The sequence below is a fragment of the Haemophilus haemolyticus genome (assembly GCF_003493685.1).
In the GTDB taxonomy this organism is placed as follows: Bacteria; Pseudomonadota; Gammaproteobacteria; order Enterobacterales; family Pasteurellaceae; genus Haemophilus; species Haemophilus haemolyticus_O.
The window spans coordinates 36,707-61,621 of sequence record NZ_QQJW01000003.1 but is presented as its reverse complement, the minus strand read 5'-3'; the positions used below and the strand labels follow the sequence as shown (position 1 = coordinate 61,621).

The following is a 24,915-nucleotide window of genomic DNA, read 5'->3' as shown; positions in this document are numbered from 1 at the left end:
CTAAATTTCGTCTAATAAAGGCTGCCAATTAACAGGTTTGAGTAATTGGGTGAATGCCGTGCGATTCGTTTGCGTGAGTAAACGTTCTGTATCGCTTAATAAATTGAGTGCGTCCGCTAAAGCGTCAAAGGTTTTACATTCTAATTGTGAGCAAAGTGCGGTTAAAAATGGTGATGAATTTTCATCTCTAGTCAGCATTGCCATCACGCATTTTTGTAGATTTTGTGTGCGTAATACACTTGGCACTTTATTTAAGGTTAAACGTAATTGTGCTTGATTTTCGATAAATTCAAAGCCAATTTTTTTGAAGTCATCTGAATATTGTTGCCATGCTTGAAATTGTGCTTCCGTTAAGCGAAACACGATTGGAATCAACAATGGTTGTTGTTCAATCTGTATTTGTTTTAACGCTAGTTGCCATTGCAAGCGTTGTAATTTTTCCAATGAAAGCAAAAAGAAATCTTGGTTTTGTTGTAATAACAACGCACGATTTTCAATAAGTGAAAGGGCTCGCAGATGTGATGAACACTCAATTATTTCAGTTGAGATGATTTTAGCTGTATCTGAAATATTTTGTTGTGCTGTATTCGATATATCCTTTTGCGCTGTAGGCGGTAACGTGCGTAACAATTCAGCATATAAACGTTGCTCAGTTTTACTCGGTGCATCAGAACGGTAATCTCGATAACCAGTACTTACATGACTTGGCAACACTGGTGTGTTAGAAAAGTGCGGTTGATTTTGCTGTGGTTTTTCATAATATTTTGGCGCAAAGCTATTTTGCCCCGCAGCTGCACGATTAGGACGAATGCTATAATTCGGTTGGGGCTCACGCACTGTATTTTCTTCGTGATTTTCTACCGCATTTTGGTCTGTATGCCAATTAAGCTGTTCTTGATTGTTTAGTGCATGGCTGATGCCTTCGTAAATAAAATCATGAATGAGGCGTTGTTGATGAAAGCGTACTTCATGTTTGGTTGGATGAACATTGACATCTACATCGTGCGGGTTTAAATCAATAAACAACACAAACGAAGGATAAGCATCGGTTGGTAAATATTGAGCATAGGCTTGTCGAATCGCATGGCTGATCACTTTATCTCGAACCATTCGGCCATTAATATAGCAATAACTTAAATCATTTTGAGTTCGGCTAAAATTTGGTGTAGCTACCCAGCCAGATAAGTGCAAATCATCGTGTTTCCACTCAATTCGTAAGGCATTTTTGACAAAATCATCCCCACAAATCGCGGCAACACGTTTTAGTTGTTGATTGATTGCTTCGGCAGGACGGTATTGACGGATAATTTTCCCATTATGAGTCAATGTAAATGCCGTATTGAATTTTGTTAAAGCAATGCGGCGAATGACTTCATCAATATGCGCAAATTCTGTTTTATCTGTGCGCAAAAATTTTCGGCGGGCTGGTGTGTTGAAAAAAAGATTGGCGACTTCAACTGTTGTGCCGACAGGATGTGATGCGGGTTTGATTGTGGTTTCCATATCACGACCTTGCGCATAAACTTGCCACGCTTCAGTTTGCTCTGCTGTGCGAGAGGTGAGCGTTAAGCGCGATACAGAGCTGATACTTGCCAAAGCTTCACCACGAAAACCTAGACTTAAAATCGCCTCGAGATCGTCAAGATCGACTATTTTGCTAGTTGCATGTCGAGCTAACGCTAGGCTTAATTCTTCTTTTGGAATACCACAGCCGTTGTCACGAATGCGGATTAAATTTGCCCCACCATTTTCGATATCGATTTGGATTTTATTTGCACCGGCATCAAGGCTATTTTCCACTAATTCTTTCACCACAGACGCAGGGCGTTCTACTACTTCACCAGCAGCAATTTGATTAGCAAGTTGTGGGGAAAGAATTTTAATTGGCATTTATTTTTCTCTTAATTTAATTTTTTGTCCGCTCAGGGCTTTACCATCTTTTAATTTTGGATTCAGCTTTAAAATTTGGTTGACTGAAATATTGTATTCTCTTGATACAGCATAAATTGTCTGATCTTTTTGAATGACATGGTAAAGCGGAATCTCTTTTTTATCATCCGATTTTTTAGTGGATGAGGTTTCCTCTTTTCTTGTTTTATTTGAGGATTTATTTTTATCCGTTTTATTTTCTGATTTTTCTACTTTTACAGTATTGGTTTTTTCAGTCGTTTTTTCAGTCTTTTTCACCGCACTTTCTTTATTTTTTGATGAATTTACTTTGTCATCTTGTACTTTCTGAGTTTTGCCATTATCTGGAATTTTGATGGTTTCACCAATCCAAAGGGCTTCGCGTTTTAATTTGTTTAACGCCACAATGTTCGCCACTTTGACATCGTATTTATTCGCAAGGCTTCCTAAACTTTCCCCTTTTTTCACAATATGACGAATACCACTGTCTTTTATGTTATTTTCATTTGTATTTTGTTCGGAAGTGCGGTTATTTTTTTCTGAATTTTTTGTGTCATTTTGTTTGATATTTTGAACAAAATCATCATTAACAAAGGGTTTTACTTTTCCACCTCGGAATGCAACCAAGCCTTCATAAATCATATAAGCAATGCGGCGACGATAAGTTTGAGAGTTAAGTTTTTTTTCTTCTTCTGAATTGGAAAGAAATCCCGTTTCTACCAACACAGAAGGAATATCTGGCGAACGTAGAACACCTAGACTTGCATGTTGTGGGGTACTGCGACTTAATGTTGTTACTTTAGCAAAATGGCGCAAAATATGTTCGCCTAACGCATAGCCAGTACGTTGGCTATGACCAAATTGTAAATCAAGCACAGTTTGATCTAGGTATTTATCATTATTATGAGATAGCACTTTTCCTGCGCCACCAAGTAGTTCAGAGCGTTTTTCATCGTCTTCTAACCATTGACCCATTTCATCATTGGCTCGACGGTTTGACAACACCCACACTGATGCACCGCGACGTTCAGGTGATTCAGATGAATCCGCATGAATGGAAATGAGATAATTCGCTTTAAATTTACGTGCGATTTCTGAACGTTCAGGCACGGAGATATAGTAATCGCCGCTGCGCGTTAATACGCCGCGAAAATTTGGATCTTTATCGAGTAAGGCTTTTAACTCTTTTGCAATCGAAAGAGTGACATTTTTTTCATAAATGCCCAAATTTCGGCTGATTGCACCGGGATCTTTCCCCCCATGACCTGGGTCAATCGCAATCGTAATTGGGGCTGCAAAAAGAGAGAAGCTAAACGTTGAGAAAAAAAGAAAAAATAAAATTTTTGTTTTCATAAATAAATTAATTAGAGAATGCTTTTATAATATTTTTACCTAAGTTTGTTTGTGCGATTAATTCAATATTTCGTGCATCATCGTAATAATCAATATTTACTAAAATATCCGCTTCCGGCAATATGCCTTGGCCTTTTTCAGACCATTCAATTAAGCAGATGCTATCCGTATTAAAATAATCTCTAATGCCCATAAATTCGAGCTCTTCAGGATCTGCTAAACGATATAAATCAAAATGATAAATCATTTTGCCTGCAATATTGTATTCTTCAACCAGCGTATAAGTTGGGCTTTTTACATTACCCTGATGACCGATACCTTGCAGCATTCCGCGTGTCAGCGTTGTTTTTCCTGCCCCAAGATCACCGTTAAGATAAACCATAATTGCTTTTTCTGTATGCAATTTTAAAAGAATTTCGGCGAATTTTTTGCCGAAGCGGAGCATAGAAAATTCATCAGGGATATATTGAGTCAAGCTTTCCATAACGGGGCATTAATGAAGAAAAATGTGGGCAGATTCTACCGCACTTTTAAGGTTCATAAAAGTGCGGTGAAATTTCTAGAGATTTAATTTTATCATTTCATGGTCATCAAATTGCTTGACCAAATCTACTAGTGGTTGAGTGTTAGGTAAGACCAAATTCGATGCAATTTCAAACAGCGGCACAATGACAAACTCACGGTTATGCATATCATAATGCGGAATCGTTAAGCGCTCGTTTTGAATGATTTCGTTGTCGTAAAGCAAAATATCCAAATCTAATGTACGCTCACCCCAGCGACGTAAACGTACTCGACCTTGCTCATTTTCAATGCGTTGCAATTCATCCAATAGCACAAGCGGGCTAAGTTCGGTTTTAATTTTTGCAACAGCATTCACATAATCGGGTTGATCTTGTGGGCCGAGCGGTTTGCTTTTATAAAAAGAGCTCGTCGTTACCAAATGCGTGTTTGGTAACTGACTGATCGCTTTAAGCGCAGCATGTAATTGTTCCACTGGTGTGTTTAAATTGCTACCTAGAGCAATATATGCAGTGATCATCTTTTTCCTTATTCAGCTGAGTGCGTTGTTTTACGACGGCGTGGACGATAGTATTTTTTCTTTGGTTTGGGATGTAAGCGTTGTTGCTCGTGTACCAGCTGTTCGCGCTGTTCACCATTGCTGAATTGATATTCGTGCCACCATTTGGCTAATTCAATCGTTTCGCCACCTTCAATTTCTGCACGCATAGCCAGTAAATCAAAGCCTGCACGGAATTTTGGATGTTCCATGGTACGCATTGGTGCTGAGCCAGTACGTTTTAATAATTGCAGCTGTAAGAACCAAATATCACGAATGACCGCAGTATGACGACGTGGTGCAGCCAAAGCGCGACAGAATAAATCTAAAACTTCATTACCCGCTAAAGCATAAGCATCATGATTATTTAAACCACCTTCATTTTTTAAAATTTCCACTTTTTCGCGTAATGGATACCAGAAAAATGCCGCAAATAAGAATGCTGGATTAATACGAAGTTTATCCGCAACACGTTCATCCGTAGAAGTAAGCGCGGTGACGATCATGCGTTCTGCAAAACTATCTTCTTTCTCTGTAAAATATGCGCTTAATGCAGGGAAAAGTTGTTCAAATAAACCATATTGGCGTAATAAACGATAGGTTTTTACCCCTTGTCCCGCCTCCTGCAATAATTTTAAACTTTCGTCAAATAAGCGGGCTGGCGGAATATTTTTTAATAAAGGCGCAAGTTCACGAATTGGCTGTTCGCTTGGTTTTTCAAGGAACATATCAAGTTTTGCCATAAAACGAATTGAGCGTAGCATGCGCACAGGATCTTCTTGATAACGTGTAACAGGATCGCCAATTAAGCGTAGCTTACCCGCTTTGAGATCCTTAATGCCTTCGAAATAATCTCGTAACGTATTATCTTGTGGATTGTAATACAGTGCATTGACCGTAAAATCACGGCGCACTGCATCTTGTTCGATCGTACCGTAAACATTATCGCGCAGTAACATGCCTTCATTGCTCTGTTTCGCTTGATTTTCATTGCGAGCATCACTGTGATTAGCACGGAAAGTGGCGACTTCAATAATATCTCGACCAAACATAATATGTGCTAAGCGGAAACGGCGACCCACTAAACGGCATTGGCGTTGAAAAATATTTTGGATTTGCTCAGGACGGGCGTTTGTTGCAACATCAAAATCTTTTGGTTTTTTACCGAGCAATAAATCGCGGATACATCCACCGACGATATAAGCCTCGAAACCTTGACGTTGCAGTTTTTCCACTACGGTGAGTGCATTACGGCTAAAATCACGCGGTGAAATACCAAATTGAGCCGCTTTAATCACATTTTTATCGTAGCGGTGTGTTTGTTCTGATTTTTTTGCCCGCGCTTTTGGCATTTGACTATTAGAACGCTCAACTCGTTTAGAATGAGCACTTGTTTTGGCAACCTCTTTTGATTTTTTTGTCTTTTTGCCAAACAAATTTTTGATATAAGTAAGAATAATTTACTCCGTTTTTTCTTGGAAATTAATGATTTAGCTCTTTTCTTGTAGGAAAAGTTAAGGGAAAATTTTCCGTATTTTTAAATGCAAAAAAGTGCGGCTAATTTTAACCGCACTTTTGTATTTTTCAATAGAATGAATTAACCAGCGACTTGTTTTTCGCGGATTTCAGCTAACGTTTTGCAATCAATGCAAAGATCTGCTGTTGGTCGTGCTTCTAAACGGCGGATACCGATTTCCTCGCCACAAGAATCGCAGTAACCGAAATCATCGGTATCAAGTTTTTTCAAGGTTGCTTCGATTTTTTTCATTAGTTTACGTTCGCGATCGCGATTACGTAATTCTAGACTAAATTCCTCTTCCTGAGTTGCTCGGTCTGCGGGATCGGGGAAATTGGTTACTTCATCCTGCATATGTGCAACAGTGCGAGAAGCTTCTTCCACGATTTGCTCGTGCCAAGCATTAAGAATTTTTCTGAAATGAAGAATTTGCTCTTCATTCATATATTCTTCATCTTTTTTCATTTGATAAGGCTTAACGCCTGCTAAATCTAGCAAGCTCAATGATGCTCTTGACATCTCTCACTCCTAATACATACAGAATTTAAGCGTGGACTTCACGACTTCCTGTCTTGTTATTTTAGTTTGTTCCTGATTGCTATTTTAGGAACCCAATTTTTGAGGGCGGTATAAATATCAGAAGTTGTTTGTTTTAGCAAGTAAATTTTCCTGAAAAATTTATTTTTACGATATGGATCGCAAAATTTGAGGCAACCGTTTGCATATTTAAATAAAACTAGCCTAGGCTTAGAGAGACTGGAATTAATCTTTTATAAAAATGAAATTAAACTTAATAACTTTAGCTGTCTTGTTAATTGTTGCGGATTTAACGTTGTTATTTCTACCGCAACTGTTGCTATTGCCTTGGCAAGTTGCTCTCGTTATTGCGCTTGTTCTAATTTTTCTTTTTATTTTTTGGCGTAAACATTTCTTAGTTAGCCTTGCTTTTTTTGTTGCCTATCTTGGCTATTTTCATTATTCGGCTTTGAGTTTATTACAACAAGCTCAAAATATTACCGCTCAAAAGCAAGTGGTGACGTTTGAGATCCTAGAAATTTTGCATCAACAGGATTATCAAACACTTATCGCCACAGCAACATTGGCGAATAATTTGCAAGAACAACGAATTTTCTTAAATTGGAAAGCGAAAGAGGAGCCTCAATTATCGGAAATTTGGCAAGCTGAAATTTCCTTACGGCCACTTTCTGCGCGATTAAATTTTGGCGGATTTGATCGGCAACAATGGTATTTTTCAAAGGGGATTACCGCTGTTGGAACGGTAAAAAGTGCGGTGAAAATTGCTGATGTTTCATCATTGCGTGCAGAAAAATTGCAACAAGTAAAGAAGCAAACGGAAGGGTTATCACTACAAGGTTTATTGATCGCGTTAGCTTTTGGCGAACGGGCTTGGTTAGATAAAACCACTTGGTCAATTTACCAACAAACCAATACCGCGCATCTTATTGCCATTTCTGGCTTACATATTGGGTTGGCTATGGCAATTGGATTTTACTTGGCGCGTGCTGTGCAAGTATTTTTCCCCACCCGTTTTATTCATCCTTATTTTCCTTTAGTTTTTGGCGTTTTATTTGCTTTAATTTATGCGTATTTGGCTGGTTTTAGCGTGCCAACTTTTCGTGCCATTTCAGCACTTGTTTTCGTTTTCTTCGTTCAAATAATGAGGCGACATTATTCGCCCGTTCAGCTTTTTATGCTGGTTGTCGGATTCTTGCTTTTATGCGATCCATTAATGCTGCTTTCGGTCAGTTTTTGGCTTTCTTGCGGAGCAGTTGGTTGTTTGATCGTCTGGTATCGTTATGTGCCTTTTTCTCTTTTTCAATGGAAAAATCGCCCCTTTTTACCAAAAGTGCGGTGGATTTTGAGTTTATTTCATTTGCAATTTGGGCTATTGCTCTTTTTTACGCCTTTGCAACTTTTTTTATTTAATGGCTTATCGTTGAGTGGATTTTTAGCCAATCTTATTGCCGTACCACTTTATAGCTTTTTGCTTGTCCCTTTGATTTTATTTGCTGTTTTTACCAACGGCGCAGTTTTTGCTTGGCAACTTGCAAATAAGTTAGCTGAAGGAATCACTTGGTTAATTTCTGTTTTTCAAGGGAATTGGTTTAATGTTTCATTTAATTTAGCGCTGGTTTTAACCGCACTTTGTGCGGGAATTTTTATGTTAATTATTTGGCGTATTTATCGAGAACCAGAGGCTTCATCATCAACTTGGAAAATTAAACGACCAAGATTTTTTACATTGAATCTCAGTAAACCTTTGCTAAAAAATGAACGAATCAACGTTTTGCTATGTTCTTTCGGCATTATTCTTATGTGTTTTACGATTTTGTTGTTCAAGCAACTAAGCAAGCCAATTTGGCAGGTAGATACTTTAGATGTGGGGCAGGGCTTGGCAACGCTGATTGTGAAAAATGGCAAAGGGATTCTTTATGATACAGGCCCAGCATGGCAAGGAGGAAATATGGCTGAATTAGAAATTTTGCCTTATTTACATAGAGAAGGGATTACTTTGGAAAAGTTGATTTTGAGCCACGATGATAACGATCATGCTGGTGGTGCTTCGGTAATTTTAAAGGCGTATCCCAATGTGGAATTTATTACCCCTTCACGAAAAAACTATGGGGAAAATTACCGCACTTTTTGTACTGCTGGACGTGATTGGGATTGGCAAGGGCTACATTTTCAAATACTTTCACCGCATTCTATTGTGGAGAGAGCAGATAATCCCCATTCTTGTGTAATTTTAGTCGATGATGGAAAACATCGAGTTTTGCTGACTGGCGATGCTGAAGCAAAAAATGAACAAATTTTTGCTCGCACTTTAGGCAAAATTGATGTGTTGCAAGTGGGGCATCACGGAAGTAAAACATCGACAAGTGAATACTTACTTTCTCAGGTTCGACCAGATGTGGCGATTATTTCTAGCGGACGTTGGAATCCGTGGAAATTCCCCCATTATTCGGTTATAGAAAGGCTTCAACGCTATAAAAGTGCGGTAGAAAATACCGCTGTTTCAGGGCAAGTGAGGGTAAATTTTTTTCAAGATCGATTAGAAATACAACAAGTACGCACAGAATTTTCCCCTTGGTATGCGCGTGTAATTGGATTATCAAAGGAATAAAAGGTACAATGCGCGCAATTTTTACTATTAGATAGCGATTATGCAAAAACAAAAATTACAAGATCATGACTTTTCTACCCTGCAAACTTTTAAACGTTTGTGGCCAATGATTAAACCTTTTAAAGCGGGTTTAGTGGTGGCTGCTATCGCATTGGTGCTTAATGCTTTGGCAGATTCAGGTCTTATTTATTTATTAAAACCTTTGCTAGATGATGGATTCGGTAAGGCGGATCATTCATTTTTGAAAATGATGGCTGTGGTCGTCGTGGGAATGATTTTTTTGCGTGGGGTCTCTAACTTTATTTCTAATTATTGTTTAGCATGGGTGTCAGGCAAAGTTGTGATGACAATGCGTCGTCGCTTGTTTAAGCATTTGATGTTTATGCCAGTGAGTTTCTTTGATCAAAATTCAACGGGGCGTTTACTTTCTCGGATTACTTATGATTCCCAAATGATTGCTAATTCTTCATCTAGTTCTCTAATTACGATTATACGCGAAGGAGCATATATTATTTCTGTACTTGCGGTGATGTTTTATACCAGTTGGGAATTAACAATTGTGCTTTTTATTATAGGTCCAATCATTGCTATTTTAATTGGTTTGGTATCAAAAATTTTTCGTAGATTAAGTAAGAACTTACAAGATTCAATGGGTGAACTTACGTCTGCTACAGAACAGATGTTAAAAGGTCATAAAGTTGTACTTTCTTTCGGAGGGCAACATGTGGAAGAAGCGCATTTTAATCATGTTAGTAATGATATGCGTCGAAAAAGCATGAAAATGGTGACAGCAGATTCCATTTCTGATCCTGTGGTGCAAATTATTGCATCTCTCGCATTAGCTGCGGTGCTCTATTTAGCTACTACTCCATTGATTGCAGAAGATAATTTGAGTGCAGGCTCATTTACAGTGGTATTTTCTTCAATGTTAGCGATGATGCGTCCGTTAAAATCATTAACTGCGGTGAATGCACAATTTCAAAGTGGAATGGCAGCCTGTCAAACGCTATTTTCCATTTTAGATTTGGAACCAGAAAAAGATAATGGGGCTTATAAAGCTGAACCAGCGAAAGGCGAGTTAGAATTTAAAAATGTAAGCTTTGCATATCAAGGAAAAGAGGAACTTGCATTAAATAATATTTCTTTTAGCGTGCCTGCAGGAAAAACCGTTGCTTTGGTTGGGCGTTCTGGATCGGGCAAATCAACCATTGCTAATTTAGTGACACGTTTTTACGATATTGAGCAAGGCGAGATTTTACTGGATGGCGTAAATATCCAAGATTATCGTTTATCTAATTTACGTGAAAACTGCGCTGTGGTTTCTCAACAAGTCCATTTATTTAACGATACTATTGCGAATAATATTGCTTATGCAGCGCAGGATAAGTATTCTCGCGAAGAAATTATCGCTGCAGCAAAAGCGGCTTATGCTTTAGAGTTTATCGAAAAATTACCACAAGGTTTTGATACGGTAATTGGTGAAAACGGTGCGAGCCTATCTGGTGGGCAACGTCAACGTTTAGCGATTGCTCGCGCTTTATTGCGTAATTCTCCAGTATTAATTTTAGATGAAGCCACATCTGCACTAGATACAGAATCAGAACGAGCAATTCAATCTGCATTAGAGGAATTAAAGAAAGATCGTACTGTTATCGTAATTGCCCATCGTTTATCAACTATTGAAAATGCGGATGAAATTCTTGTGATTGATCATGGAGAAATTCGTGAGCGTGGCAACCATAAAACATTGCTTGAACAAAATGGTGCCTATAAACAGTTACACAGTATGCAGTTTACTGGCTAATTTATTGATTATCGAAAACGCGAGTTGAAAAACTCGCGTTATTTTATCCGCACTTATTAGAAAGGATTTTCTATGCCCTTCTGGTATTCCAATTCCAAACTTATTTGGCTCTTATCGTCTTTTTCTTTATTGTTTTGGTTGATTAGCCAAATTCGTCGCGCCTTATTCTCTTTGGGGCTCAAATCTTCTTATCGCGCACCCAAACCAGTGATAATTGTGGGAAATTTGTCTGTGGGTGGAAATGGCAAAACGCCCGTGGTTGTTTGGCTTGTGGAAGAATTAAAAAAACAAGGTCTGCGTGTAGGTGTGATTTCTCGTGGTTACGGCAGTAAATCTAAAACTTATCCGTTGTTTGTTACTGAAAATACAAATCCAATTGAAGGTGGCGATGAGCCTATATTGATCGCGAAACGCACCAATGCACCAGTAGTGATTTCCCCGAATCGCCAGCAAGCGATTGAATTACTCTTAAGCCAAGCAGAGTGCGATATTATTATTTCTGACGATGGTTTACAGCATTATCAATTACAGCGTGATTTAGAAATTGTGGTAATGGATGCTGAGCGTGCATTGGGAAATGGTTTTGTATTGCCAGCAGGTCCATTGCGTGAATTACCTAGTCGATTAAAATCCGTAGATTTTGTAATCACTAATGGTGGAAAAAATCAGTATTCAGATGTGATTATGCGTCTCGTGCCTCATTTCGCGATTAATTTAAAAACCAATGAAAAACGCCAATTAAAGGAATTTCAATCAGGTGTTGCCATTGCAGGGATTGGCAATCCTCAGCGTTTTTTTACTATGTTAGAAAAGTTAGGGATTCAATTAGAGCGAACTCAAGCATTTCAAGATCATCAACATTTTGAAGCGTCTCAATTAGAAAAACTTTCTGAAAATCAACCGCTCTTTATGACGGAAAAAGATGCCGTAAAATGCCAATCTTTTGCTAAAGATAATTGGTGGTATGTACCTATCGATGCGGAGATTATTGAGGCTGAAAAACAAAGTGAAAATTTACCGCTCTTTTGGGCCAAAATAGACAAACTTGTGGCGCAATACAGAAATGTCTGAAAGGATTAATCCCCAGTTGTTTTGATTGCTTGCCGATAAAGCCGAAATATTAAAGAATAAGGAATAAATTATGTCATTTACCGTGATTATCCCCGCTCGTTTTGCATCAAGTCGTTTACCTGGAAAACCTCTTGCTGATATTGCGGGTAAGCCAATGATTCAACATGTATTTGAGAAAGCATTGCAGTCTGGGGCGAGCCGAGTGATTATTGCCACCGATAATGAAAATGTGGCTGATGTTGCCAAAAGTTTTGGCGCGGAAGTGTGCATGACTTCGGTTCATCATAATTCTGGTACAGAGCGTTTAGCGGAAGTTGTAGAAAAATTAGAGATTCCTGACAATGAAATCATTGTCAATATTCAAGGGGATGAGCCTTTGATTCCTCCCGTTATCGTGCGACAAGTGGCAGATAATTTAGCAAAATTTAATGTAAATATGGCAAGCCTTGCGGTAAAAATTCATGATGCTGAGGAATTATTCAATCCAAATGCAGTGAAAGTATTAACAGATAAAGATGGCTATGTGCTGTATTTTTCCCGTTCGGTTATTCCTTACGATCGCGATCAGTTTATGAATTTACAGAATGTTCAGAAAATACAGCTTGCGGACGCTTACTTACGTCATATTGGCATTTACGCATATCGTGCGGGTTTCGTAAAGCAATATGTGCAATGGGCACCGACTCAACTTGAAAATCTAGAAAAACTGGAGCAGCTTCGAGTGTTATATAACGGCGAACGTATTCACGTAGAACTTGCGAAAGAAGTGCCTGCAGTGGGGGTGGATACCGCCGAAGATTTGGAAAAAGTGCGGGCAATTTTAGCGGCGAATTAAAATGTTTGATGCTAAAAAGTTCTTAGCGGATGTTTCTCACGAACCTGGTGTTTATCGTATGTATGACGATAAAGATCAGGTTATTTATGTTGGGAAAGCAAAGGATCTAAAAAAACGTCTTTCAAGCTATTTTCGTAAAAATCTGAGCAGTAAAAAAACAGAGGCGTTGGTGGCGTCAATTCATCATATTGACACCACGCTAACTTCATCTGAAACGGAAGCTTTACTGCTAGAGCATAATTTCATCAAGCTTTATCAGCCTCGCTATAACGTATTATTGCGTGATGATAAATCCTATCCATTTATTTTATTAACCAAAGAACGTCATCCAAGAATCACTTCCTATCGTGGTTCTAAAAAATTTGCGGGCGAATACTTTGGGCCTTATCCTCACGCGGGAGCTGTGCGTGAAACCTTATCGCTTTTGCAAAAACTTTTCCCTGTTCGCCAATGTGAAAATTCCGTTTATTCTAACCGCTCTCGTCCTTGTTTGCAGTATCAAATTGGGCGTTGTTCCGCACCTTGTGTTCAGGGATATGTTTCTGATGAAGAATATAATCAGCAAGTTGAATTAGCCCGCTTATTTTTACAAGGCAAGGATCAACAGGTGTTAGATTATTTAATCGGTAAAATGGAGCAGGCAAGCAAAAATTTAGATTTTGAACAGGCGGCTCGTTATCGCGATCAGATTCAGGCGGTACGTTCAGTTATTGAAAAACAATTTGTATCCAATGAGCGTTTAGATGATATGGATATTATGTCCATCGCATATCAACATGGTTTAGCCTGCGTACAAGTGATGTTTATTCGTCAAGGAAAAGTGCTAGGCAATCGCAGTTATTTCCCAAAAGTACCCGCCAATACGGATTTATCGGAGCTTACAGAAACTTTTGTGGGACAATTTTATTTACAAGGTCATCAAGGACGAAGTATTCCGAATAGTATTATTGTGGATCGTCAATTAGCTGAAAAATCAGGGCTTGAGCAACTTCTTACTGATCAAGCGGGCAGAAAAGTGACGATTCAAGAAAGTGTAAAAGGCGATAAGAGTAAATACTTACAGCTCGCACAAGTTAATGCTAAAGCGGCTTTAAATGTACAACTTAAACAATCTTCACGAATGTCAGAGCGTTATCAAGCGTTGTGTGAGCTGTTAAATCTTCCTGAAATTAAGCGTATGGAATGTTTCGATATAAGTCACACGATGGGCAATCAAACGGTAGCATCTTGTGTTGTTTTTAATCAAGAAGGTCCACTGAAATCTGATTATCGTCGTTTTAATATTGAAGGCATTACTGGCGGGGATGATTATGCTGCGATGGAACAAGCGTTGCAGAAACGCTATGAGCGTGATTTAGAAGAAGATAAAATTCCCGATATTATTTTTATTGATGGTGGAAAAGGGCAATTAAATCGTGCATTGAATGTGTTCCAACATCTTCAAGTAAAATGGGATAAAAATAGACCGCACTTAATTGGCGTGGCAAAAGGTGTGGATCGTCGAGCAGGGCAGGAAGTACTGATCATTAGCAAACAAGACCGCGAAATTCATTTACCTGATGATAGTTTGGCATTGCATTTGATTCAACACATCCGTGATGAAAGCCATAATCACGCAATAAGCGGACACCGTAAAAAACGTCAAAAAGCCTTTACACAAAGTGGTTTAGAAACCATTGAAGGTGTGGGCGCTAAACGTCGTCAGGCTTTACTGAAATATCTTGGTGGTTTACAAGGTGTGAAAAAGGCGACCTTAGATGAAATAGCCTCTGTGCCTGGAATTTCCCTTAAACTTGCCGAAACGATTTTTGAAACGCTTAAAAACGACTAATCAATCATTTCTCAAATGTAAATAACGATTGCTTTTCATCATAAAGCCATTATGATCCGCACTTTCGGATTTATTTAATTCTATTATAGGAAAAATTATGTTTGAATGGATTACCGATCCTGAAGCGTGGATATCACTTGCGACACTTGCTGCTTTGGAGATCGTTTTAGGGGTCGATAATATTATTTTTATTAGTATCCTAGTTGGGCGTTTACCTGAAAGCCAACGCCAGTCTGGTCGTATTGTTGGACTTGGTTTAGCAATGCTGACAAGAATTTTACTTTTAATGTCACTGGCGTGGATGATGAAGCTTACTACACCGCTATTTACTGTGTTTAATCAAGAAATTTCTGGGCGTGATTTGATTTTATTAATCGGTGGTTTATTCCTGATTGTAAAAAGTTCAGGCGAAATTAAAGAAGCAATCAATCATCAAGACCATCATGAATCGGAAAGAAAAAATAAAGTGAGTTATCTTGGCGTATTAATTCAAATTGCAGTGCTAGATATTGTATTTTCTTTAGATTCCGTGATTACAGCAGTGGGTATGGCAAGCCATCTTCCTGTGATGATTTTGGCGATTATTATTGCCGTTGGTGTGATGATGTTTGCGGCAAAACCAATCGGCGATTTCGTAGATACGCATCCAACGTTGAAAATTCTAGCTTTAGCCTTCTTGGTTTTAGTGGGAATTAGTTTAATTGCAGAAAGTTTAGATATTCACATCCCGAAAGGTTACATCTATTTTGCAATGGGATTCTCTGTTGTGGTCGAAATGATCAATATTCGAATGAGAAGATTGATGAAATAAATTAGAAGTGCGGTCGATAAAAATAATGTTTTTTATGACCGCACTTTTTCTTTTACTTATTGAAATACACTTTTTTTAGTGCCATCTCTAAACCGCGAAATTCAGCTAGACCTTTTAACCGACCAATGGCAGAGTAGCCAGGGTTGGTTTTTTTACGTAAGTCATCCAACATTTGATGCCCATGATCTGGGCGCATTGGGATTAAACGCGTTTCTCCTTGATTTAATCGACGATATTCTTCATTTAATAAAGCTTTTACCACATTAAACATATCTACGTCTCCTTCTAGATGAGCTGCCTCATGGAAGGTTAGTGGATTATCTTCACGTTGAGTAGAACGTAAATGTGCGAAGTAAATACGATCAGCGAATTGTTCTGTCATTTTTACGAGATCATTATCGGAGCGTACGCCATAAGAACCCGTACACATTGTAAAACCATTTGCTGGTAATGGTTGAGTTTCTACAAACCATTGCATATCTTCAATAGTTGAAACTATGCGTGGTAAGCCTAAGATTGGGCGTGGAGGATCATCTGGATGAATCGCCATTTTGATTCCTACTTCTTGGGCAACAGGTACGATTTCATTTAAAAAATAAGCCAAATGCGTACGGAATTTTTCGGGTGAAATATCTTTATAGCGATCTAATTGAGTTTGAAATTCATCAAGAGTATAACCTTCTTCTGCACCAGGTAAGCCCGCAATAATATTACGCGTTAATTGCGCTATATCTTGCTCTGACATCTTGTCATAATAGGTTCTTGCTGCAACTTGTTCTTCTTGATTATAGGTTTTTTCTGCATCAGGACGTTTTAAAATATGAAGTTCAAATGCTGCGAAAGCGATATGATCAAAGCGCAATGCTTTAGAACCATCTGGTAATTCATAAGCGAGATCAGTACGAGTCCAGTCTAAAACAGGCATAAAATTGTAACAAACCGTGTCAATTCCGCATTGAGCAAGATTGCGAAGAGTTTGTTTATAGTTATTAATCCATTTTTGATAATTTCCAGTCTGAGTTTTGATCTCTTCATGAACTGGTACACTTTCCACTACTGACCAGCTTAAACCAGCATTCTCTATTTCAGTTTTGCGTTTTTTAATTTCTTCAATACTCCATATTTCACCGTTAGGAATATGGTGAAGTGCAGTGACTATACCAGTTGCGCCTGCTTGACGAATATCAGATAAAGAAACAGGATCTTTTGGTCCATACCAACGCCATGCTTGTTCCATTTTTAACTCCTATGTTATTACAAGTATTTAGATACCTACAACAACTGGATTTGTATTGAATAGGTATCCATCAAAATGTGGATCTTCTACATCAGATAATTCAAATAATTTTACTTTTACATTTTCTAAGTGTTGCCACATAGCTTTTCTAGCTTCATTAGCATTTTTCTTTTGAATAGCAGATAAAATTGTTTGATGATCTTCTATCCATAAATGATGATAATCATTTTGTAAAATACGAGAATGTAATTGTGCCCACATCGCACTATTAAAGCGATATTGCCACAATTGTTCTTGTAATTTGACTAACACATCATTTTGTGTAATTTCTGCAAGTGCCAAATGAAAATCTTTGTCTGCACTATAGTCATCTTGATTCTGAGTAAGTAATTCTTTCTCTCGATTCAGTATTTGTTTTAAATTTAAAATATCTTTTTTAGTCGCTTGTAACGCTGCAAATTCAGCAATACTACTTTCTAATAGTTGTCTAGCTTGTAAAAGTTCAAATGGACCTACATCTGGTAAATCTGAATGTTCCATATGTATTGATTCGGGGGTTCTTACTACATAAACGCCTGAGCCTTTTTTTACCTCTACTAACTTTTCTACTTCTAACATAACCATTGCTTCTCTAACAATAGTTCTACTTACACCAAATTTTTCAGAAATTTCTCGTTCTGTAGGGAGTTTGTCTCCAATGCTATAAATTCCTTGAGAAATATCTTGTTTTAGCAATTGACCGATTCGGGTATATGTTCTATTTACTATATTTTCCATATTTTTCCTTAAATTGGTATTCCAATTTTTTATTTTTGTGATGTGGTTCACAAAAATAGATATTTGGTATTCCAAAAAGAGTTTTTATGTTTCATAATCATATCATAGTTAAACATAACAAGTAATTTTATTCTGTCAATGGCATATAAGGAGTCTAAAAATGGCGGAGCAAATCAAAGCAATATGCTTAGAAAAACCAAACAATATAGTTGTTAAAGAAGTGCCTTATCCCGAAAAAAGTGATAATGATGTACTTATTCAGGTAGAATCAATGGGGATTTGTGGTTCTGATATTGGTGCATATAGAGGAACTAATCCATTAGTAACTTATCCAAGAATACTTGGGCATGAAATTGTAGGGAGAGTAATTGAAAGTGGAATTGGTATGCCAAGTGGGGTGAGGGTTGGAGACCGAGTAATTGTTGATCCTTATGTTTTTTGTGGTCAATGCTATCCTTGTTCAATTGGTAGAACCAATTGTTGTGAATCATTAAAGGTAATTGGTGTTCATATTGATGGAGGTATGCAAGAGGTAATTAGACATCCCGCTCATCTTTTAACTAAAGTCCCAGATAACCTACCGATTCATCAATTACCTTTAGCTGAACCTTTAACAATAGCTTTACACGCTTTACATAGAACAACTTTAAAATCAGGGGAACACATAGTAATTATTGGAGCTGGTGCAATTGGATTAATGGCTGCATTAGCAGCGGTTCAATATGGAGCAATCCCAATTTTAGTTGATATATTAGAACAACGTCTTGAGTATGCAAAATCCTTGGGAATTGAACATATTGTAAATCCGCATAAGGAGGATGACATTAAAAGAATTAAGGAAATTACAAGTGGTCGTATGGCTGAAGTTGTTATGGAGGCATCTGGAGCTAATATTTCTATCAAAAATACTCTGCATTATGCCTCCTTTGCAGGAAGAATTGCTTTAACAGGATGGCCAAAAACAGAAACTCCATTACCAACAAATTTAATTACCTTTAAAGAATTGAATATTTATGGTTCTAGAACAAGCAAGGGGGAATTTGAGGAGGCATTGGATATGCTTGCTACTAATAAAATCAATGCATCTCATATCATTACTAAGTGTATCAAATTTGAAGAAATTCCTAGTTTTATTTCTGATTTATCTGATCATCCAGAAAATTATTTAAAAATTAATGCAGTTTTCTAAAAAACATAATCAATAAGGAGAAGGTTATGAAGTCAATTAAAGGCTTAGGTAAATTATTACTTGCTTCAAGTATATTGTTTAGTAGCAGTGCATTTGCAAAAACAATTATTAAGTTAGGACATTATAATTCTGATATGCATCCATCACATATTGCATTACAGGAATATTTTAAGAAAACAATTGAAAATGAAACAAATCATAGATATGAGATTAGACTTTATCCTAATAATCAACTTGGCGGTGAAGATCAAATTGTAAATGGATTACGTAATGGCACTATAGAAGCAGGTATTACAGGTTTATTATTGCAAAATGTAGATCCTATTTTTGGAGTTTGGGAATGGCCTTATTTATTTAAGGATAATCAAGAGGCTAAAAAAGTATTGGAATCTCCAATCGCAAATAAAATTGGCCAAAAAATGGAGAAGTATGGAATTAAATTACTTGCCTATGGTATGAATGGATTTCGTGTTATTTCATCTAATAAAAAATTAGAGAAATTTGACGATTTTAAAGGTTTACGTTTAAGAGTTCCGCTGAATTCACTTTTTGTTGATTGGGCTAAAGCAATGAATATAAATCCACAAAGCATGCCGCTCAGTGAAGTTTTTACTGCATTAGAACAAAAGGTAATTGATGGTCAAGAAAATCCGTATATGTTAATTAAAGACTCTGGGTTATATGAAGTACAAAAATATATTATCCAAAGTAACCATATTTTCTCTCCAGGATTATTGCAAATTAGCTTAAAAACTTGGAATAAAATTCCAAAAGAAGATCAAATTATTTTTGAAAAAGCGGCTAAATTGTATCAAGAGAAAGAGTGGGAATTAGCAATTAAAACAGAATTAGAAGTTAAAGATTATCTAGCTAAACATGGAAATGAAATTATCGTACCAAGTGAAGTATTTAAAAATGATATGGTGAATGCATCTAAGGTGCTTTATGATAGTTTTTATAAAAAATATGATTGGGCTAAGGATGTAGTTCAAAAAATTAATGAAGCTAAATAATTAATAAGATCCCCTATGTTCAATTCTATAAATTGCTCATGGGGGATAAAGAAGGAGCTTGTTTTATGAAAATAGCAAAGTATTTAGACAAAGCATTAGAATATCTTTCTATCTTAGCATTAGTTATTATGATTTCTCTCGTGTTTTTTAATTCTGTCTTGAGGTACTTCTTCGATTCTGGAATTGCATTTTCTGAAGAGTTTTCTAGGATTTGTTTTGTATATATGATTTTCTTTGGGATTATCCTTGTTGCCAAGGATAAAGCTCATCTTACTGTTGATATTATTATTTCTTCGTTGCCTGAAAAGTATAGAAAAATAGTCTTAATAGTTGCAAATATATGTGTCCTAATTGCAATGATTTTTATAGCTTATGGTGCATTACAACTGATGTCTTTGACCTATACTCAACAAATGCCAGCTACAGGTATATCTTCATCTTTTTTATATTTAGCTGCTGTTATATCTTCCGTATCTTACTTTTTTATTGTCATGTTTAGCATGATTAAAGATTATAAAGAATCCTCTGATAAATAGGAGCTTATAATGTTACTATTATTTTTGTGTAGTTTATTCTTATTGTTATTTCTTGGTGTACCTGTAGCACTATCAATGCTGTTGAGTGCGAGTATTATGCTATATCATCTTGATATGTTTGATACGCAATTAATTACAGAAAACTTTGTGATGGGAACGAATAATTTTCCTTTGATGGCTATTCCTTTCTTTATGCTTACTGGAGAAATAATGAAGCATGGAGGAATTTCTGAACGAATCATTAATTTTGCAACAAGTATGGTTGGTCATATTAAAGGTGGTTTAGGTTATGTTGCAATCATCTCTGGGTTGATATTTGCAGGGTTATCTGGTTCTGCGGTAGCGGATACGGCCGCATTAGGTGCAATACTAATTCCTATGATGATTTCTAAAAAATATGATGGTGCTCGTTCCACAGGATTAATTTGTGCTGCAGGTATTATTTCAGTTGTTATTCCTCCAAGCATTCCTATGATCATTTATGGTATTACTGCTGGGGCATCTATCACTAAATTATTTATGGGGGGAACTGTACCAGGCTTATTAATGGTCGTTGGATTATGGGTTACTTGGAAAATTTTGTATAGAAATAATGATACAAGTCTAGAAAGAAAACAAACTGGCAAAGAAAGATGGGTTGCTTTTAAAAAAGCATTTTGGCCTTTATTATTACCTATCATTATTATTGTGGGATTAAGAGGAGGAATTTTTACTCCAACAGAAGCTGGAGTTGTTGCTGCAATTTATGCTGGCATAGTAAGTATTGCTTATAAAGGCTTAACATTTTCTAAATTGAAAGACGTCTTCATTGGTACCATCAAAACAACATCAATGGTAATGTTTGTTGCTGCATCAGCAATGATATCTGCTTTTGCGATTACAGTTGCTCAAATTCCAACAGAATTAGTCCAAACGATTAAAGGATTAACTGATAATCCGACAATTTTAATGTTTATTATAATGCTATTTTTATTACTTGTTGGATGTGTAATGGATTTAATTCCTGCGGTATTAATCTTTGTTCCAGTCTTATTACCAGTGTTAAGAGCATATAATATTGATATTGCGTATTTCGGAATCATGATGGTGATTAATTTATCTATAGGATTAATAACACCGCCCGTGGGAACAGTTTTGTATGTAGGCTCAGGGATATCAAAATTAGGGATAGGTGCATTATCCAAAGGAATTGCTCCATTCTTATTTGTTTACGCAATTATTATGATGTTGATCGTATTTTTTCCTGAAATTGTAATTGTTCCAATGAATTGGTTATCTTGATTTATTAGGAAGTTACATCATGAAAAAAATAGCATTTATCGGCGAGTGTATGATTGAGCTCAATGGGAAACCCTTTGCGGAAATGTGGCAAAGTTATGGTGGTGATACCTTAAATTCTGCAACTTATCTTAGCCGAGTAAGTTCATCAAAAGAGATTCAAGTTCATTATGTCTCTGCATTAGGAACTGATAATTTAAGTAAACAAATGCTTAAATATTGGCAAGCTGATGGCATCCAAACAAATTGGGTTTTACAGGATGAACAGCATCAACCAGGTCTTTATCTAATCCAATTAGATGCTCAAGGCGAACGCACGTTCCTTTATTGGCGTAATCAATCTGCAGCACATTATATGGTTCAACATACTGATTTTGCTAAGGTTATTGCAGAACTTCAGCAAGTTGATGTGATTTATTTAAGTGGTATTTCATTAGCAATCTTACCGAAAAATGACCGCACTTTTTTAATTGAACAATTATCTTCTTTAGCTAAAAAAGGCACAGAAATTGTTTTTGATAGTAATTATCGCCCTGCACTTTGGGGTTCATTAGAAGAAACTCAAGATTGTTATTTGCAGCTTTTGCCTAGTGTCAATATAGCTTTGGTGACTTTTGATGATGAACAAGAATTATGGAAAGATAAAACATCTAGGGATACTTTAGAGCGATTACATAAAATTGGTATATCAAAAGTGATTGTGAAGTGCGGTAAGAATGGTGCTATTTTTTCAGATAGGTATTTATCTCGATATGGGCAAGTGATACCTGAACCTATTTTAAATGTAGTGGATACAACCTCTGCTGGTGATTCTTTTAATGCTGGATTTCTGAACGGTTATTTACGAAATAAATCTCTCGAAATTTGTTGTCAGCAAGGCAATCGTATTGCTGGTATCGTCATTCAACATAAAGGTGCGATTATAGATAAAGTCGCAACTTTTCATCTTCAATCTGAATTTAATTAATGGAGTTTACTATGAATATTGCAGCAAACCATAACTTAGAAAATAAGCTAATTGTAATCACGGGGGCTGGCGGAGTGTTATGTTCATTTCTAGCCAAGCAGTTAGCACATACTAAAGCTAATATTGCCCTGTTAGATTTGAATTTCGAGGCAGCAGACAAAGCAGCAAAAGAAATTAACCAATCAGGTGGAAAAGCAAAAGCTTATAAAACTAATGTGTTAGAACTTGAAAATATTAAAGAAGTGCGTGATCAAATAGCTATTGATTTTGGCACTTGTGATATTTTAATTAATGGTGCTGGTGGGAATAATCCAAAAGCGACAACAGATAATGAGTTCCATCAATTTGATTTAAATGAAACGACAAGAACATTCTTTGATTTAGATAAATCTGGTATAGAATTTGTATTTAATCTCAATTACTTAGGTTCATTATTACCAACCCAAGTTTTTGCAAAAGATATGCTTGGTAAACAAGGGGCAAATATTATTAATATTTCCAGTATGAATGCCTTTACACCACTCACAAAGATTCCTGCTTACTCTGGTGCAAAAGCTGCAATCAGTAATTTTACTCAATGGCTTGCTGTATATTTCTCAAAAGTTGGTATTCGTTGTAATGCTATCGCACCAGGGTTTTTAGTTAGTAATCAAAACCGCGCTTTATTATTTGATACTGAAGGAAAACCAACAGATAGAGCAAATAAAATTCTAACTAACACACCAATGGGGCGTTTTGGTGAGCCAGAAGAATTACTAGGTGCATTACTTTTCTTAATAGATGAGCATTATTCTGCTTTTGTCAATGGGGTAGTTTTACCTGTTGATGGTGGTTTTTCAGCGTATAGTGGAGTCTAATAGGAGAAAATTAAAATGTCATACACAACTCAACAAATTATTGAAAAACTTCGTGAACTCAAAATTGTGCCTGTAATTGCTTTGGATAATGCAGAAGATATTTTGCCGCTAGCAGATACGTTGGCTAAAAATGGTTTACCTGTGGCAGAGATTACTTTTCGCTCTGAAGCAGCGGCAGATGCAATTCATTTACTGCGTACTCATCGACCCGATTTTTTGATTGCTGCGGGCACAGTTTTAACTGCGGAACAAGTAGTTTTAGCTAAAAGTAGCGGAGCAGATTTTGTGGTTACTCCGGGGTTAAATCCAAAAATTGTGAAATTATGTCAAGATTTGAATTTTCCAATAACACCGGGGGTGAATAATCCTATGGCAATTGAAACTGCATTAGAAATGGGTATTTCGGCGGTAAAATTTTTCCCTGCGGAGGCTTCAGGCGGAGTGAAAATGATTAAAGCATTGCTCGGTCCTTATGCTCAATTACAGATAATGCCGACTGGTGGTATAGGGCTTCATAACATAAGGGATTATCTCGCTATTCCTAATATTGTTGCTTGTGGAGGCTCTTGGTTTGTGGAGAAAAAATTGATTCAATCCAAAAATTGGGATGAAATTGGACGATTAGTCAGGGAAGTGATTGATATTATTAAATAAATTTATTTCTTTAAAGTGCAAAGTGCGGTCTATGTAGACCGCATTTTTTTCGATTAAGCTTTTTTCAAAAACTCAGATTTCAACATGATTTTGCCGCAATCGACGTTATGATCGCCATTTACTAAGCGGATGTTTTTGAATTTTGTACCTTTTTTCAATACTTCTGATGAACCTTTTAATTTTAAATCTTTAATCAAAAGTACATCATCACCATCCGCAAGCAAATTCCCATTGCTGTCTTTTACGATGAGTTGATCGTCATCTGATTCTTGAATTTCATTATTATCCCATTCATTACCGCAATCAGGGCAAACAAAATTAATTGAATCGTGGTAAACGTATTCACTTTGACATTTTGGGCAATTAGGCATTTGATCCATTGGGTTTTCCTTCTTGATTACATATAATAGGCGCGCGAGTATAGCAAAAAAGATGTCTTTCGCCAAAGCGTGAAAGTGTTTGATAAATTTTTGAGGAAAATGTATGAAAAAACAAATTTTTGTCTTAGTTTGTGGCGTAATGTTTAGTAGTTCAACTTGGGCGCATAATTTGCAATTAGAGCAATCTTTACCATCTGTTAAAGTGAGTGAGTATGGGGAAATTGTACTTGCTGGAAAAGATACCGCGTTTCAACCTTGGGGTTCTGCGGAATTAGCGGGTAAAGTGCGTGTTGTTCATCATTTAGCAGGTAGAACGGCAGCAAAAGAGAAAAATCAGCCAATGATTGATGCGATAAAAGCATCTCATTTTAATCCTGCAAAATACCAAACAACGACCATTATTAATGCAGATGATGCGATTATTGGTACAGGTATATTTGTAAAAAATAGCGCACAAAAAGGCAAACAGGAAAATTCACATAGCCAAGTTGTGCTAGATGATAAAAGTGCGGTAAAAAATGCTTGGGGATTAAATCCTAAAGATAGCGCAATTATCGTGTTAGACAATACGGGGAAAGTAAAATTTGTGAAAGAAGGAAAATTGTCTGATAGCGATATTCAGGCTGTTATTTCACTGGTGAATGGATTGACCAAATAACGTAATACAAAATAAAAATCCCTAAGCCTTTCGAC

At 36.8% G+C, this 24,915-nt stretch carries 23 protein-coding genes; 14 read left to right on the top strand and 9 right to left on the bottom strand.

Annotated elements, in window-relative coordinates; all coding sequences use genetic code 11:
* From mutL to dksA, 6 genes are all read right to left on the bottom strand, one after another.
* Window positions 1-1,890 (bottom strand): DNA mismatch repair endonuclease MutL, encoded by a 1,890-nt coding sequence (mutL, locus tag DV434_RS03875; RefSeq protein ID WP_118785052.1) that lies wholly within the window; start codon window positions 1,888-1,890, stop codon window positions 1-3.
* Window positions 1,891-3,261 (bottom strand): N-acetylmuramoyl-L-alanine amidase, encoded by a 1,371-nt coding sequence (locus DV434_RS03870; RefSeq protein ID WP_118785051.1) that lies wholly within the window; start codon window positions 3,259-3,261, stop codon window positions 1,891-1,893. It abuts the gene before it with no gap.
* 7 nt (window positions 3,262-3,268) lie between these two features.
* The gene (tsaE, locus tag DV434_RS03865) at window positions 3,269-3,745 is read right to left on the bottom strand and encodes a tRNA (adenosine(37)-N6)-threonylcarbamoyltransferase complex ATPase subunit type 1 TsaE (RefSeq protein ID WP_005635434.1); all 477 of its coding nucleotides are present in this window, start codon (window positions 3,743-3,745) and stop codon (window positions 3,269-3,271) included.
* Between the two features lie 75 nt (window positions 3,746-3,820).
* The gene (gene folK, locus DV434_RS03860; RefSeq protein ID WP_118785050.1) at window positions 3,821-4,303 is read right to left on the bottom strand and encodes a 2-amino-4-hydroxy-6-hydroxymethyldihydropteridine diphosphokinase; all 483 of its coding nucleotides are present in this window, start codon (window positions 4,301-4,303) and stop codon (window positions 3,821-3,823) included.
* 8 nt (window positions 4,304-4,311) lie between these two features.
* Window positions 4,312-5,757 carry a polynucleotide adenylyltransferase PcnB gene (pcnB, locus tag DV434_RS03855; RefSeq protein ID WP_421800592.1) on the bottom strand — a complete coding sequence of 482 codons (1,446 nt, stop codon included), beginning with the start codon at window positions 5,755-5,757 and terminating at the stop codon, window positions 4,312-4,314.
* Between the two features lie 161 nt (window positions 5,758-5,918).
* Window positions 5,919-6,356 (bottom strand): RNA polymerase-binding protein DksA, encoded by a 438-nt coding sequence (gene dksA, locus DV434_RS03850; protein ID WP_009766772.1) that lies wholly within the window; start codon window positions 6,354-6,356, stop codon window positions 5,919-5,921.
* A gap of 259 nt (window positions 6,357-6,615) precedes the next feature.
* On the opposite strand from dksA, the gene DV434_RS03845 reads away from it, so the two are divergent.
* The 6 genes from DV434_RS03845 (at window position 6,616) to DV434_RS03820 (ending at window position 15,334) form a co-directional block, all read left to right on the top strand.
* Window positions 6,616-8,982, top strand: a complete 2,367-nt coding sequence (locus DV434_RS03845) for a DNA internalization-related competence protein ComEC/Rec2 (protein WP_118785049.1) — start codon at window positions 6,616-6,618, stop codon at window positions 8,980-8,982.
* 40 nt (window positions 8,983-9,022) lie between these two features.
* The gene (gene msbA / locus DV434_RS03840) at window positions 9,023-10,786 is read left to right on the top strand and encodes a lipid A ABC transporter ATP-binding protein/permease MsbA (protein ID WP_118785048.1); all 1,764 of its coding nucleotides are present in this window, start codon (window positions 9,023-9,025) and stop codon (window positions 10,784-10,786) included.
* A gap of 72 nt (window positions 10,787-10,858) precedes the next feature.
* Complete coding sequence (gene lpxK / locus DV434_RS03835) at window positions 10,859-11,857, top strand: tetraacyldisaccharide 4'-kinase (RefSeq protein ID WP_118785047.1); 999 nt, start codon at window positions 10,859-10,861, stop codon at window positions 11,855-11,857.
* A 70-nt stretch (window positions 11,858-11,927) separates the two neighbouring features.
* Complete coding sequence (gene kdsB, locus DV434_RS03830) at window positions 11,928-12,692, top strand: 3-deoxy-manno-octulosonate cytidylyltransferase (RefSeq protein ID WP_118811495.1); 765 nt, start codon at window positions 11,928-11,930, stop codon at window positions 12,690-12,692.
* 1 nt (window position 12,693) lies between these two features.
* Window positions 12,694-14,523, top strand: a complete 1,830-nt coding sequence (gene uvrC, locus DV434_RS03825; protein ID WP_118785045.1) for an excinuclease ABC subunit UvrC — start codon at window positions 12,694-12,696, stop codon at window positions 14,521-14,523.
* A 97-nt stretch (window positions 14,524-14,620) separates the two neighbouring features.
* The gene (locus tag DV434_RS03820; RefSeq protein ID WP_118785044.1) at window positions 14,621-15,334 is read left to right on the top strand and encodes a TerC family protein; all 714 of its coding nucleotides are present in this window, start codon (window positions 14,621-14,623) and stop codon (window positions 15,332-15,334) included.
* A gap of 52 nt (window positions 15,335-15,386) precedes the next feature.
* Here the strand turns inward: DV434_RS03820 and uxuA are convergent, their stop codons facing one another.
* On the bottom strand, window positions 15,387-16,571 hold the full coding sequence (uxuA, locus tag DV434_RS03815; RefSeq protein ID WP_118811494.1) for a mannonate dehydratase: 1,185 nt from the start codon (window positions 16,569-16,571) through the stop codon (window positions 15,387-15,389).
* A 27-nt stretch (window positions 16,572-16,598) separates the two neighbouring features.
* Complete coding sequence (locus tag DV434_RS03810) at window positions 16,599-17,348, bottom strand: GntR family transcriptional regulator (RefSeq protein WP_005687499.1); 750 nt, start codon at window positions 17,346-17,348, stop codon at window positions 16,599-16,601.
* A gap of 160 nt (window positions 17,349-17,508) precedes the next feature.
* On the opposite strand from DV434_RS03810, the gene DV434_RS03805 reads away from it, so the two are divergent.
* The 7 genes from DV434_RS03805 to DV434_RS03775 are packed head-to-tail and all read left to right on the top strand — an operon-like array spanning window position 17,509 to window position 23,842.
* Window positions 17,509-18,537, top strand: a complete 1,029-nt coding sequence (locus tag DV434_RS03805) for a zinc-binding dehydrogenase (protein ID WP_118811493.1) — start codon at window positions 17,509-17,511, stop codon at window positions 18,535-18,537.
* 26 nt (window positions 18,538-18,563) lie between these two features.
* On the top strand, window positions 18,564-19,550 hold the full coding sequence (locus DV434_RS03800) for a DctP family TRAP transporter solute-binding subunit (RefSeq protein ID WP_118811492.1): 987 nt from the start codon (window positions 18,564-18,566) through the stop codon (window positions 19,548-19,550).
* 38 nt (window positions 19,551-19,588) lie between these two features.
* Window positions 19,589-20,086 carry a TRAP transporter small permease gene (locus tag DV434_RS03795; protein ID WP_081277682.1) on the top strand — a complete coding sequence of 166 codons (498 nt, stop codon included), beginning with the start codon at window positions 19,589-19,591 and terminating at the stop codon, window positions 20,084-20,086.
* Window positions 20,087-20,095: 9 nt separating this feature from the next.
* The gene (locus DV434_RS03790) at window positions 20,096-21,367 is read left to right on the top strand and encodes a TRAP transporter large permease (RefSeq protein WP_192882517.1); all 1,272 of its coding nucleotides are present in this window, start codon (window positions 20,096-20,098) and stop codon (window positions 21,365-21,367) included.
* 19 nt (window positions 21,368-21,386) lie between these two features.
* Window positions 21,387-22,331: a sugar kinase gene (locus DV434_RS03785; RefSeq protein ID WP_118811491.1), complete on the top strand. Its 945-nt coding sequence runs from the start codon at window positions 21,387-21,389 to the stop codon at window positions 22,329-22,331.
* An 11-nt stretch (window positions 22,332-22,342) separates the two neighbouring features.
* Window positions 22,343-23,188: an SDR family oxidoreductase gene (locus DV434_RS03780; protein ID WP_005630246.1), complete on the top strand. Its 846-nt coding sequence runs from the start codon at window positions 22,343-22,345 to the stop codon at window positions 23,186-23,188.
* Window positions 23,189-23,203: 15 nt separating this feature from the next.
* Window positions 23,204-23,842, top strand: coding sequence for a bifunctional 4-hydroxy-2-oxoglutarate aldolase/2-dehydro-3-deoxy-phosphogluconate aldolase (locus DV434_RS03775; protein WP_053466079.1), 639 nt, complete (start codon window positions 23,204-23,206; stop codon window positions 23,840-23,842).
* Between the two features lie 53 nt (window positions 23,843-23,895).
* Here the strand turns inward: DV434_RS03775 and DV434_RS03770 are convergent, their stop codons facing one another.
* Window positions 23,896-24,222 carry a zinc ribbon domain-containing protein YjdM gene (locus DV434_RS03770; protein ID WP_005628024.1) on the bottom strand — a complete coding sequence of 109 codons (327 nt, stop codon included), beginning with the start codon at window positions 24,220-24,222 and terminating at the stop codon, window positions 23,896-23,898.
* Between the two features lie 103 nt (window positions 24,223-24,325).
* Here DV434_RS03770 and DV434_RS03765 point away from each other — a divergent pair, with 103 nt between their 5' ends.
* Complete coding sequence (locus tag DV434_RS03765) at window positions 24,326-24,880, top strand: YtfJ family protein (protein WP_118811490.1); 555 nt, start codon at window positions 24,326-24,328, stop codon at window positions 24,878-24,880.
* Window positions 24,881-24,915: the final 35 nt, after the last annotated feature.